Annotated in this window: 11 protein-coding genes; 6 read left to right on the forward strand and 5 right to left on the reverse strand. The window is 70.4% G+C overall.

Annotated elements, in window-relative coordinates:
• The 4 genes from AQJ58_RS38820 to glgB all read left to right on the forward strand — a co-directional run.
• The coding region (locus AQJ58_RS38820) for an alpha-glucosidase C-terminal domain-containing protein (protein WP_199844793.1) at positions 1–338 on the forward strand (338 nt) is incomplete at its 5' end.
• Positions 335–2,035, forward strand: coding sequence for a maltose alpha-D-glucosyltransferase (treS, locus tag AQJ58_RS38825; protein ID WP_067259183.1), 1,701 nt, complete (start codon positions 335–337; stop codon positions 2,033–2,035). The genes AQJ58_RS38820 and treS, both read left to right, overlap by 4 nt.
• An 87-nt stretch (positions 2,036–2,122) precedes the next feature.
• Positions 2,123–3,511 (forward strand): maltokinase N-terminal cap-like domain-containing protein, encoded by a 1,389-nt coding sequence (locus AQJ58_RS38830; protein WP_067259185.1) that lies wholly within the window; start codon positions 2,123–2,125, stop codon positions 3,509–3,511.
• A 13-nt stretch (positions 3,512–3,524) separates the two neighbouring features.
• Positions 3,525–5,795 (forward strand): 1,4-alpha-glucan branching enzyme, encoded by a 2,271-nt coding sequence (gene glgB / locus AQJ58_RS38835; RefSeq protein WP_420712209.1) that lies wholly within the window; start codon positions 3,525–3,527, stop codon positions 5,793–5,795.
• A 5-nt stretch (positions 5,796–5,800) separates the two neighbouring features.
• On the opposite strand, the gene AQJ58_RS38840 is transcribed toward glgB, so the two are convergent.
• The 4 genes from AQJ58_RS38840 to AQJ58_RS38855 form a co-directional block, all read right to left on the reverse strand.
• The gene (locus AQJ58_RS38840; protein ID WP_067259187.1) at positions 5,801–7,195 is read right to left on the reverse strand and encodes a cytochrome P450 family protein; all 1,395 of its coding nucleotides are present in this window, start codon (positions 7,193–7,195) and stop codon (positions 5,801–5,803) included.
• A gap of 75 nt (positions 7,196–7,270) precedes the next feature.
• Positions 7,271–9,493, reverse strand: a complete 2,223-nt coding sequence (locus AQJ58_RS38845; protein WP_067259189.1) for a HelD family protein — start codon at positions 9,491–9,493, stop codon at positions 7,271–7,273.
• Between the two features lie 168 nt (positions 9,494–9,661).
• Complete coding sequence (locus AQJ58_RS38850; RefSeq protein WP_079079502.1) at positions 9,662–9,979, reverse strand: thioredoxin family protein; 318 nt, start codon at positions 9,977–9,979, stop codon at positions 9,662–9,664.
• On the reverse strand, positions 9,980–10,360 hold the full coding sequence (locus AQJ58_RS38855; RefSeq protein WP_067259318.1) for a MerR family transcriptional regulator: 381 nt from the start codon (positions 10,358–10,360) through the stop codon (positions 9,980–9,982).
• A 117-nt stretch (positions 10,361–10,477) separates the two neighbouring features.
• Between AQJ58_RS38855 and AQJ58_RS38860 the strand changes: the two genes are divergently transcribed.
• Together AQJ58_RS38860 and AQJ58_RS44075 are read left to right on the forward strand one after the other, a co-directional pair.
• Positions 10,478–11,116, forward strand: coding sequence for a hypothetical protein (locus AQJ58_RS38860; RefSeq protein ID WP_234360449.1), 639 nt, complete (start codon positions 10,478–10,480; stop codon positions 11,114–11,116).
• Between the two features lie 44 nt (positions 11,117–11,160).
• Positions 11,161–11,310: a hypothetical protein gene (locus AQJ58_RS44075; RefSeq protein WP_234360450.1), complete on the forward strand. Its 150-nt coding sequence runs from the start codon at positions 11,161–11,163 to the stop codon at positions 11,308–11,310.
• 150 nt (positions 11,311–11,460) lie between these two features.
• Here AQJ58_RS44075 and AQJ58_RS38865 read toward each other — a convergent pair whose 3' ends face one another.
• Entirely contained in the window at positions 11,461–12,882 is a 1,422-nt protein-coding gene (locus AQJ58_RS38865; RefSeq protein ID WP_067259191.1) for a cation:dicarboxylate symporter family transporter, read from the reverse strand.
• Positions 12,883–12,919: the final 37 nt, after the last annotated feature.

Below are 12,919 nucleotides of genomic sequence, written 5' to 3' on the forward strand. Positions count from 1 at the left end.
GGGAGAACCCCGCCCTGCACACCCTGCGCACGCTGCGCTTCCACCACACCGACAAGGAAGCGGTGATCGCCTACTCGAAGAAGAGCGGTTCGAACACGGTTCTGGTGGTCGTCAACCTCGACCCCCACCACACCCAGGAGGCGACGGTCTCGTTGGACATGCCGCAACTCGGCCTGGACTGGCACGAGTCGGTGCCGGTGCGCGACGAGCTCACCGGCGAGACCTACCACTGGGGCAGGGCCAACTACGTGCGCCTCGAACCGGGCACCCGGCCCGCGCACGTCCTCACCGTCCTGCGACCGTCCAACCCGCAGATCGGAGGGTCACCCACACGATGATCGTCAACGAGCCCGTTCCGGACACGTTCGAGGACACCCCCGCCAAGGACCGCGACCCCGACTGGTTCAAACGAGCCGTCTTCTACGAGGTCCTGGTCCGTTCCTTCCAGGACAGCAACGGCGACGGTGTCGGCGACCTCAAGGGCATCACCGCCAAACTCGACTACCTGCAGTGGCTCGGCGTCGACTGCCTCTGGCTGCCGCCCTTCTTCAAGTCCCCCCTGCGCGACGGCGGATACGACGTCTCCGACTACACCTCGGTGCTGCCCGAGTTCGGCGACCTCGCCGACTTCGTGGAGTTCGTCGACGCCGCCCACCAGCGCGGGATGCGCGTGATCATCGACTTCGTCATGAACCACACCAGCGACCAGCACCCGTGGTTCCAGGAGTCGAGGAAGGATCCCGACGGCCCCTACGGCGACTACTACATGTGGGCCGACGACGACAAGCAGTACGCCGACGCCCGCATCATCTTCGTCGACACCGAGGTCTCCAACTGGACCTTCGACCCCGTCCGCAAGCAGTACTTCTTCCACCGCTTCTTCTCCCACCAGCCCGACCTCAACTACGAGAACCCGGCCGTCCAGGAGGAGATGATCTCCGCGCTGCGGTTCTGGCTGGACCTGGGCATCGACGGGTTCCGGCTGGACGCGGTGCCGTACCTGTACGCACGCGAGGGCACCAACTGCGAAAACCTTCCGGCGACCCATGAGTTCCTCAAGCGGGTCCGCAAGGAGATCGACGCCCACTACCCGGACACGGTGATCCTCGCCGAGGCCAACCAGTGGCCCGAGGACGTCGTCGACTACTTCGGCGACTACGCCTCCGGCGGCGACGAATGCCACATGGCGTTCCACTTCCCCGTCATGCCCCGGATCTTCATGGCCGTCCGGCGCGAATCCCGCCACCCCGTCTCCGAGATCCTGGCCAAGACGCCGGCCATTCCCGCCAAGTGCCAGTGGGGCATCTTCCTGCGCAACCACGACGAGCTGACCCTCGAGATGGTCACCGACGAAGAGCGCGACTACATGTACGCGGAGTACGCCAAGGACCCGCGGATGCGCGCCAACATCGGCATCCGCCGCCGCCTCGCCCCGCTCCTGGACAACGACCGCAACCAGATCGAGCTGTTCACCGCCCTGCTGCTGTCGCTGCCCGGCTCGCCGATCCTCTACTACGGCGACGAGATCGGCATGGGCGACAACATCTGGCTCGGCGACCGCGACGCCGTCCGCACCCCGATGCAGTGGACACCGGACCGTAACGCGGGTTTTTCCTCCAGCGACCCCGGACGGCTCTATCTGCCGACCATCATGGACCCCGTCTACGGCTACCAGGTCACCAACGTCGAGGCGTCGATGTCGTCGCCCTCGTCGCTGCTGCACTGGACCCGCCGGATGATCGAGATCCGCAAGCAGAACCCCGCCTTCGGGCTCGGGACGTACACCGAGCTGCCCTCCACCAATCCGGCCGTGCTCGCGTTCCTGCGCGAGTACGAGGACGACCTGGTGCTGTGCGTGCACAACTTCTCGCGGTTCGCCCAGCCCACGGAACTGGACCTGCGCCGGTTCAACGGACGCCATCCGGTCGAGCTGTTCGGCGGGGTGCGCTTCCCGGCCATCGGCGATCTGCCCTACCTGCTGACCCTGGCCGGACACGGCTTCTACTGGTTCCGGCTCCGCGGGGAAGGCGCCTAGAAGGCCCGCGGCGGGGCGGTTTCCCCCGTCCCGCCCGGGGCACGCATCAGTGACACCCCGACCACCCGGGGAAAGGAATGTGACGCCATGGCGAAGACGGTCACACGCTCCGGCGGTTCCGGCACGGTCAGCCCCGGCCTCCTCGCGTCACTGGACCCGCTGCTGCGCGAGTGGCTGCCGCGGCAGCGCTGGTTCGCCGGCAAGGGCCGCCCGGTCACCGGGTTCTCCCTGGTCGCGGCCACCGAGCTGCTGCCGGCCGGCGCCCGGCTCGGCCTCTACCACCTGGTGCTGCGCGCCCATCAGCCGGACACCCACGGCGACCGGTACCAGCTGCTGATCGGGGTCCGCGAGGCCCTGCCGCCCCGCCTGGCACCCGCGCTGATCGGCCATGTGAGCCGGGGAGCGCTGGCCGGGCGCACGGTCTACGACGCCCTGTACGACACCCGGCCCGCCGAGCTGCTGCTGGAGGCGCTGCGCTCCCGGGCCCGGATCGGCTCCCTGCGCTGCGAGGGCGACCCCGCGCAGGAGATCCGGCCCGGTCTGGTCCCGCGGCTGATGACCGCCGAGCAGTCGAACTCGTCCGTCGTCTATGGAGATACGTTCATCCTGAAGCTGTTCCGCCGGGTCGCGCCCGGCGTCAATCCCGACCTGGAGCTGCCCCTGGCGCTGGCCCGCGAGGGCTGTCCCCGGGTGCCGGCGCCGACCGCCTGGCTGGAGATGGACCCGGAGGACGGCACCGGCGAGCCGTACGTCCTCGGGGTGCTCCAGCCCTACGTGCAGGGCGCGACGGACGGCTGGGAGCTGGCGCTGCGGGAGCTGGCCAAGGGCGAGGACTTCGGCGCCGAGGCGCGGGCGCTGGGGCGGGCCACCGCCGAGGTGCACGGCGCGCTGGCCAGGGCGCTGCCCACGGTGACCCTCGGGCCGGCGCAGATACGGCCGATGGTCGAGGGGATGGCCGTACGGCTGGAGACGGCGGCGCAGGCGGTGCCGGCGCTGCGGCCGTACGCGCCCGCGCTGCGCACCGCCTTCACCGCGCTGGCGGACCTGGCGGCGGAGGGGCGGACCTGGACCGCGCAGCGCGTGCACGGCGACCTGCATCTCGGGCAGTGTCTGCGGGCGCCGTCCGGGCAGTGGTCGCTGATCGACTTCGAGGGGGAGCCGGCCAGGCCGCCGGCGGAACGCCGGATGCCGCAGCCCGCGGTGCGCGACGTGGCGGGCATGCTGCGGTCCTTCGACTACGCGGCCCACGCGGGCGAACGGCCGGCCCCCGGCTGGGCGCACGCCTGCCGGTCGGCGTTCTGCTCCGGGTACGCGGAGGCGGCGGGCCGCGATCCGCGTACCGATCCGGTGCTGCTGCGGGCCTTCGAGACCGACAAGGCGGTCTACGAGGTCGTGTACGAGGCCCGGCACCGCCCCGACTGGCTGCCCGTCCCGCTGTCCGCCGTAGAGCGCCTCGCCGCACCCGAACTGCCTTGAGGAGGCCCCGCACGTGACTCCCCCGAAGAAGAAGGCCACCGGCAAGGGCGGCAAGGGCGGCAAGAAGCGCAGGCCTCCCGCGTCGGCCGTCCCCGCCTTCTCCCCCGCCCCGGACGCCGTCGACCGTGAGCGGCTGCTGCACGGCACGCATCACGACCCGCACTCCGTGCTGGGCGCGCACCCGCGGCCCGGCGGGGTCGTCTTCCGCGCGCTCAGGCCGTACGCCCGGTCGGTCACCGTGGTCGCGGGCGGGCTGCGGGCGGAGCTGCACGACGACGGGGACGGCTTCTTCTCGGGGCTGCTGCCCCTGACGGAGGTCCCGGCGTACCGGCTGCTGGTGGAGTACGAGACCACGACCGTGGAGACCGAGGACGCCTACGGCTTCCTGCCCACGCTGGGCGAGCTGGACCTGCATCTGATCGGCGAGGGACGGCACGAGGAGCTGTGGAGGGTGCTGGGCGCCGAGCCGATGACCCACCAGGGGGTGGCCGGCACCCGGTTCTCGGTGTGGGCGCCGAACGCGCGCGGGGTGCGGGTGGCCGGGTCCTTCAACTTCTGGGACGGCACCGGGTGCCCGATGCGCTCGCTGGGCTCCTCGGGGGTGTGGGAGGTGTTCCTGCCCGGGGTCGGCGAGGGCGAGCTGTACAAGTTCGACATCGCCCGCCCGGACGGCTCGCACACCCTGCGCGCCGATCCGCTGGCCCGGCGCACGGAGATACCGCCCGCGACCTCGTCGATCGTGCACGCCTCGCGGTACGCGTGGGGCGACGAGGAGTGGCTGTCGCGGCGGGGCGAGATACCCGTGCACGAGGCCCCTTTCTCGGTGTACGAGGTTCATCTCCCCTCCTGGCGACCGGGATTGACCTACCGTCAGCTCGCCGAGCAGCTGCCCGCCTATGTCGGCGACCTGGGCTTCACGCATGTCGAGCTGATGCCGGTCGCCGAGCATCCCTTCGGCGGGTCCTGGGGCTACCAGGTCACCGGGTTCTACGCGCCGACGGCCCGGCTGGGCACCCCGGACGACTTCAAGTACCTGGTCGACGCGCTGCACCGGGCGGGCATCGGCGTCCTGATGGACTGGGTGCCGGCCCACTTCCCCCGCGACGAGTGGGCGCTCGCGGAGTTCGACGGGCGGCCGTTGTACGAGCACGAGGACCCGTTGCGCGCCGCGCACCCCGACTGGGGGACGCTGGAGTTCGACTTCGGGCGGCGTGAGGTGCGCAACTTCCTGGTCGCCAACGCCACGTACTGGTGCGAGGAGTTCCACATCGACGGGCTCCGGGTGGACGCCGTCGCCTCGATGCTCTACCTCGACTACTCGCGCGAGCCGGGCCAGTGGACGCCGAACGAGCACGGCGGCCGGGAGAACCTGGACGCCGTCGCCTTCCTCCAGGAGATGAACGCGACGGTCTACCGGCGCAACCCTGGGGTCGTGACGGTCGCCGAGGAGTCCACCGCCTGGGACGGCGTCACCCGGGCCACCCACCACCGCGGGCCGAGCGGTTTCGGCGGGCTCGGCTTCGGGCTGAAGTGGAACATGGGCTGGATGCACGACTCGCTGCAGTACATGGCCCATGAGCCGGTGCACCGCAAATACCACCACCATGAGATGACCTTCTCGATGGTGTACGCGTACAGCGAGAACTACGTGCTGCCGATCTCGCACGACGAGGTGGTGCACGGCAAGCGCTCCCTGGTGTCGAAGATGCCGGGCGACTGGTGGCGGCAGCGCGCCGACCTGCGGGCCTACCTGGGCTTCATGTGGGCCCACCCCGGCAAGCAACTCCTCTTCATGGGGCAGGAGTTCGCGCAGGGCGCGGAGTGGTCGGAGGCGCACGGCCCGGACTGGTGGCTGCTGGACTCGGCCTACGGGGCCGAGCCCGACCACCGGGGCGTGCGCGATCTGGTCCGCGACCTCAACGCGGCCTACCGGGCGACGCCCGCGCTGTGGCAGCGGGACACCGATCCGGCCGGCTTCGAGTGGGTGGTCGGGGACGCCGCCGACGACAACGTCTTCGCGTTCCTGCGTCACGGCGCGGAGGGCGCGCCGCTGCTGTCCGTCTCCAACCTCTCCCCCGTCGTCCGCCACGACTACCGCCTCGGCGTCCCCGACGACATCCCGGCCTGGCACGAGACGCTCAACACCGACGCCGAACGCTACGGCGGCAGCGGCGTCGGTCACCCCGACCCGGTGAAGCCGGAACCCCAGCCCTGGCACGGGCGCCCGGCCAGCATCCGGCTGACGCTGCCACCGCTCGCGACGGTGTGGCTGCGACCGGCCTGACTCTCCTACCTGGCGCCGAACATCACCCGGAGCAGGGCCCCGAGCAGGCCCCTCGCGTGGCTCTCCTGGTGGGGGCCGGCGGGCAGGAGGTCCGGGTCGGGGCGGTGCAGGACCGGGGTGTCGGCCGACAGCTCGTAGCGGACCGGGAGGACCTTCAGGCCGCGCACCACCGGGCCGGACCGCCAGGGCAACTGATCGAGTGGGAGGGCGAGTTCGGCCTGCGCGAAGTGGTCGAAGACCCGGCCGACGGCGGTGGAGACGATCAGTGCGCCGAGTTCCCGGGCGGCGCTCGGGCACTGGTGGGGGCCGGCGCCCCAGCCGAGGTGGGCCCGGGTGGAGACGGTGGAGCCGACCATGGTGGAGGAGCCGATGGCGAGCAGGTCCTGGTGGGCGGCGGCGGAGGACGGGGAGACGATGTCGCCCGCCCGGATCCAGAACCGGCCGAGCCGCACGTCCCGCGCCGCGAACCGGAAGCACATGTTGGCGACCGGCGGGTTGGCGAGGGCGGCCCGGTTGACGGTCTCGCCGAGCTGGCCCGCCGAGAGGCTGCGGCGCACCGTGGCGTTGCCGCGCAACACCTCCAGCAGGGTGTTGAGGACCATGTTGCCGGTGATGTCGTTGAGGTAGACGGCGTTCATGAACAGCTCCCGGCCGAGCTGTTCGTCGTCGAGGTCCGGGTCGGCCAGCATCAGATACGAGGTGAGGTCGTCGCCGGGGCGGGCGCGGCGGTGGGCGGCGAGGCGGGTGAAGGCGGCCAGGGCCCGGCCGGTGGCGGGTCCCGCGTCGGGGCCGCCGTCCAGCATCCGCCACAGGTCCATGACCAGTTCGTCGCCGAGGTCGACCGGGCAGCCGAAGAGTTTCGCGGTGACCATCAGCAGCAGCGGGCGGGTGTACTGGGCGCCCAGGTCGCAGTGGCCGGTGCGGCCGGACTCGGCGGCGAGGAGGGCGACGAGTTCGTCGGCGTACCGGGCGACGGCCTGGCGCAGTTCCCAGCCGACGGGGCTCCTGGGGTCCTGGAAGGGGCGCAGGGCCGCGTGGTGGGTGCGGCGGGCGGCGCGGTGCTCCTCGTCGTCCATGAACATCATCTGGCGGACCTCGTACCCCGCGAGCAGCGGCCAGTCGTGGGGCAGTTCGCCCTGCGCCCGGGCCCGCCAGTGCCGTACGTCCCGCCGCCACTGGCTCTCGTTCTTCAGGACCTCCAGAACCTCGCGGTAGTCCAGGACCAGCCACACCGGTACGCCCATGAGGCCGACGGGCGCCACGGAACCGTAGGCGGCGCGCAGCCGCCGGTACACCGCGCCGGGGTCGGCGTCGAACTCCGCGGTGAGCAGCGGCTGGACGGCCAGCGAGCCGAGATCGGGGCTGTCGGCCGGTGCGGTGGCGTGGGGCTGGGCTTCCATACGGCAACGCTTACCGCACCGGCCGTGCACGCGCGGTGATCACGGCACGAACTGTTACGTTCTGGTGATCCCGCGTTACGCCAGTGCCGCCACCAGTGCCTTCGGCAGCTCCTTGGTATGGACCACCCCGAGGCGCTGAGTGGCCCGGGTGAGGGCGACGTAGAGGTCGCTGGTGCCGTAGAGGCCCGGCTCGACCACCAGCACCGAGTCGAATTCGAGGCCCTTGGACTGGCGCGGGTCGAGCAGCACCACGGTCCGGGTGAGGTCCGGTTCGGTGCCCGCCACCACCCCGTCCAGCCGGGCGGCCAGCCTGCGGTGCAGATGGCGCGGGGCGATGACCGCGAGCCGGCCCTCGGCGGGCGTCAGCTCCCGCACCGCCTCGGCGACCGCCTCGGGCAGGTCGGCGGTGGCGCGGGCCCAGGGCCGTACCCCCGTGGAGCGCACCGAGCTCGGCGGCTCGAAGTCCGGGTCCTCGGCGCGTACGACGGCCGCCGCGACCTCCATGATCTCGGCGGGGGTGCGGTAGTTGACGCCGAGGCGGGTGTGCTCGTAGCGGTCCTCGACGTAGGGCTCCAGGATCTTCGCCCAGGAGCCGACGCCGGCCGCCTCCGCGGTCTGCGCGGGGTCGCCGACCAGGGTCATCGAGCGGGTCGGGCTGCGCCGCATGAGCAGCCGCCAGGCCATCGGTGACAGCTCCTGTGCCTCGTCGACGATGATGTGCCCGAACGCCCAGGTCCGGTCGGCGGCGGCGCGCTCGGCGGCGCTGCGGTGGTCGTCCTCCTCCTGCCGCTCGGCGAAGCGTTCGGCGTCGATGATGTCGTGCGCGGACAGGACCTCGCTGTCCTCGTCGTCGACGCCCTCGAACTCGTACGTCCGGGAGGCGTAGGAGACGTCCAGCACGCCCTGGGCGTAGGCCACCTGGGTCTCGCGCTCCCGCTCCGCGCGGGCCCGCGCCACCCGCTCGTCCCAGCCCAGCAGCTCGGCGGCCTCGTCGAGCAGCGGGACGTCCGCCACGGTCCACGCCCGGGTCACCGGGCGCCGGACGGCGGCCGCGTCCTCGTCGGGGAGGTAGCCGACGGGGTCGGCGAGGAAGTCCGCGACCAGGCGCTGCGGGGTCAGACGCGGCCAGAGCTGGTCGATGGCGGCCCACACCTCGGGGTTCTCCGCCAGCTCGTCGCGGATCTGGGTGATGTCGGCGGCGCCCAGGAGGCTTGAGCCGTCGTAGGGGTCGGTGCCGACGCGCTCGGCGTACAGCTCGGTGAGGGTGTTGAGGATGTGGCCCTCGAAGTGCTCCCGGGCCACGTTGTGCGGCAGCCGCGCCGCCCGGGTGCGCTCGCGCGCGACCCTCACCAGGCCGTCGTCGAGCATCAGGACCTCCCGGTCGTGCTCGATGGCGATCACCGGGTCGGGCAGCGACTGCCAGTCCCGGACCACCTCGGCGAGCACCTCGGCCATGTCGGCGCGGCCCTTGACCGCGGCGGCCTCGCGGGTGTCCGTCGCGGTGGCCCTGACGCCGGGGAACAGCTCGCCGAGGGTCGCCAGCAGCACGCCGGTCTCGCCGAGGGAGGGCAGCACCTCGCCGATGTAGCCGAGGAAGGCGGGGTTGGGGCCGACGATGAGGACGGCGCGCTGGGCGAGCAGTTCGCGGTGTTCGTAGAGGAGGTAGGCGGCGCGGTGCAGGGCGACGGCGGTCTTGCCGGTGCCGGGGCCGCCCTCGACGACCAGGACGCCCCGGTGGGGGGCGCGGATGATCTCGTCCTGTTCGGCCTGGATGGTCTGCACGATGTCGTGCATCCGGCCGGTGCGCGCGGCGTTGAGCGCGGCGAGCAGGACGTCGTCGCCGGTGGGGTCCTCGTGGCCGGTGCGCTCCTGGTCGCCGAGGTCGAGGATCTCGTCGTGCAGGGCGGTGACCTCGCGGCCTTCGGTGCTGAGGTGCCGCCGGCGCCGCAGGCCCAGCGGGGTGTGCCCGGTGGCCAGGTAGAACGGGCGGGCCACGTCCGCCCGCCAGTCGATCAGCACGGGGGTGCGGTCGGTGTCGTCGGCGCGCAGCCCGATCCGGCCGATGTGGTGGCTGACGCCCGAGGTGAGGTCGATCCGGCCGAAGCAGAGCGAGCCGTCGACGGCGTTGAGCGCGGCCAGCAGCCCCGAGCGTTCGGCGACCAGGATGTCCCGCTCCAGGCGGGCCTGCATGGGCGTGTTGCCCTGGGCGAGCGCGTCGTCGACGGAGGCCTCGGTGGCACCGCGCAGGGCGTCCACCCGGGCGTACAGGTCGTCGATGAATTCCTGTTCGCGCCGCAATTCACTGTCTGGAAAGCCGGTGTTTGACAATTCCGCTCCCGCCCGGATATACTGTGCTCACTGAACTTGTTTGCGACTCAATTCTCCTGAAGTCGCGAACCATCGAATATACGCAGAGAAATCCCCCGAGCGCAATCACTCGGGGGATTTTCTTTGTATCGCCGCAGCTCAGAGCACGTCGGACAGCTCTTCCCGAAGTCGGCGGCCGGGCCGGGCGCCCACCATCGCCTTCACCGGCTCACCGCCCCGGAAGACCATGAACGTCGGCATCGACAGCACCTTGTAGGCATTGGTCGTCAGGGGATTGTGGTCCACATTCAGCTGCACCACCTTCAGCCGGTCCCCCTCCTCGGAGGCGAGCGCCTTCAGCACCGGTCCCATCTGCCGGCACGGCGGGCACCAGTCGGCGGTGAACTCCACCAGCACCGGCAGGTCGGAACCGATCACCTCCGCCGCGAAGTTCTCGTCCGTCACGTCCGTCACCATCTACCGGCCTCCCAGTTCACACAGCGGCGGTTCGCCCCCGACGGAGGCCAGCCGCACCCCGATCCGCGCCCTGACCGACTGGAGCTCCCCGATCAAGGCGTCCAGTTCGGCCAGCTTGCGCCGGTACACGTCGAGCGAGGCGGGGCAGACGTCACCCTCGGAGTGGCCAGCCTGGAGGCACTCCACGAACGGCCGTGCCTCCTCCAGGTCGAACCCGAAGTCCTGCAGTGTCCTGATCTGCCGCAGCAGCTTCAGATCACTCTCGTCGTACGTCCGGTACCCGTTCTTCCCGCGCCGCGCGGGCAGCAGCCCGCGCGACTCGTAGTACCGCAGCGCCCGCGTCGTGGTCCCGGCCCGTGCGGCCAGCTCGCCGATTCGCATGCCCATGAACGTAAGCCCTGACGTCGGCGTCAAGGCAACACCCCAGGAGCGGGCACGGCGAGACACCACGGGATATTTACACCTCTACACAACCGCAAATGTCCATTCTAGGGCTTTGTGTTGAATTCACCGCCTTCCGGCACACTCACCTACCATGACGATTATCAATTGTGCCGCCATGCCCTCGCCGGTAGCATCCATCTCGCTCTGACCAAGCAATTCAAAACGTATGGGGGATTGAACTTCGTGAACATACGAAGCAAGGGTATTTCCACCCTGATCGCCTTCACCATGACCGGCGCGCTGTGCGGCGCCGGCGCCCAGACGGCATTCGCCGCCTCGTCGGAAGGTGAAGGGATGGCCGCACCGGCGGCGACGGAGGTACAGCTTCGCGCGGGAGCTGACGAGATCTGCACGGTGCTGGGAATCGGCAGCGGCGCGGCCGGCCTCTCCCGGGCCCTGGCCAAGGGCGCGTCGTGGGTGGGCATCGGCGCCAGCGTCGGGTGCTACCTGTATTCACAGGCGAAGAACGCCACGCCTGCGCAGAAGCGGGCGGCCATGATCGCCTCGTACGAGAGCTACCAGGCGAAGAGTGACCTCAAGAAGCTGGAAGCCCTCGGGTACGACTGCCGGCGGGCCGGCGGCGGCGGAGGGGGCGGCGGCGATGTCGCCCCGCTCAACACGACGCTGCGCGTGGGATTCCGGGACATCGAAATGAAGGGCGTCACGTATACGTGCAGCGCCATCGGGGACTGACCGGTCGCCGCGGCCCGAGCCATGGAGAGCGGTTCCTGCTCTCCATGGCGCTGGTCTTCGTGAGCCTTTTGTGGATGACGCGAGAAATGGCGCAATGGGCGACGATCCTGTGCTTCGTCGGCGCGGCCGGCGGGGCGCTGGGTATGCTCTATTTCGGCTGGCGCAGCATTTCTCTACGCCGGAACTCAAACTGAAGTTTGCTCAAAGAATCACTACATGAAAAGGATCCGGGCGACCGAGCCACGGGGGGAGTGCTCGGTCGTCCGGTTCCTTTCTGTGACCGGGTGCCCGGCCCCGGTTCAGGCGGGGCCGGGCACCCGGAGTTCGAGGCCCGGGATCGCTCGTCAGGCCTTGGCGAGTTCCTTCTCGCCGTCCTCGCGCTGCTCGGGCACCTCCGCCAGGACGGCGTCGCCCTCGTCGAGCAGCGTCTGCTCGTCGAAGGGCAGACCGCCGGCGAGGACCAGCTGGACCCGCTCCTTGTCGATCTCCTTCGTCCAGGTACCGATCAGGACGGTGGCGACGGCGTTGCCCGCGAAGTTGGTCAGGGCGCGGGCCTCGCTCATGAAGCGGTCGATGCCGACGATCAGGCCGACGCCGTCGACCAGGGCCGGCTTGTGCGACTGCAGGCCGCCGGCCAGCGTGGCCAGACCCGCGCCGGTGACACCCGCGGCGCCCTTGGAGGCCAGGAGCAGGAAGAGCAGCAGCGGGATCTGCTCGCTGACCGCCATCGGCGTACCCATGGCATCGGCGACGAACAGGGACGCCATGGTCATGTAGATCATGGTGCCGTCGAGGTTGAAGGAGTAGCCGGTCGGGACGGTGATGCCGACGACGGGCTTGCTGACGCCCAGGTGCTCCATCTTCGCGATGAGGCGCGGCAGCGCGGACTCGGAGGAGGAGGTGGAAAGGATCAGCAGGAACTCACGGCCCAGGTACTTGAACAGCGTGAGGATGTTCAGTCCGGCGACGATCCGCAGCAGCGCGCCGAGCACGAGGAAGACGAAGAGGAAGCAGGTGACGTAGAAGCCGAGCATCAGGATGGCGAGCTGCTTGAGCGCGTCGATGCCCGCGGACCCGGTGACGGCGGCGATGGCGCCGAAGGAACCGATGGGTGCGGCCCACATCACCATGCCGAGGATGCGGAAGACCAGTCGCTGGATGTGCTCCACGCCGCGCAGGATCGGCTGCCCGGCCGAGCCCATGGCCTGCAGGGCGAAACCGGAGAGCAGGGCGACCAGCAGGGTCTGCAGGACCTGCTGCTCGGTGAAGGCGGAGACGAGCGTCTTCGGGATGATCGACAGCACGAAGTCGACCGGCGGCAGTGCCTCGGAGTCCACCTGGCCGTGCCCGGCGTTCTTGACGGCCTCGGTGATCTGCAGGCCGGTGCCCGGCTCCAGGATGTTGCCGACGACCAGGCCGATACCGAGGGCGACCAGGGACATGACCAGGAAGTAGCCGAGGGCGATACCGCCGACGGCGCCGACCTTCGCGGCCTTCCGTACGGAGCCGATGCCGAGCACGATCGTGCAGAAGATGATCGGGGAGATCATCATCTTGATCAGGTTCACGAACCCGGTACCGAGCGGCTTGAGCTCGACACCGAGGTCGGGCCAGATCAGTCCCACGGCGATGCCGAGCGCCACGGCGGCGATGACGGCGATGTAGAGATAGTGGGTGCGGTCCCGCTTCCCAGCGGGTGCGGCAGGTGCCGTATTGGGGGTGGTGCTGGCGGCCACGGCTGCCCTCCTTGACGTCTTCGTCGGCATCACCGGCGTGCGGCTCACGTCCGGGGAGATAAGGGGA

The sequence above is a fragment of the Streptomyces sp. DSM 15324 genome (genome assembly GCF_001514285.1).
Lineage (GTDB): Bacteria > Actinomycetota > Actinomycetes > Streptomycetales > Streptomycetaceae > Streptomyces.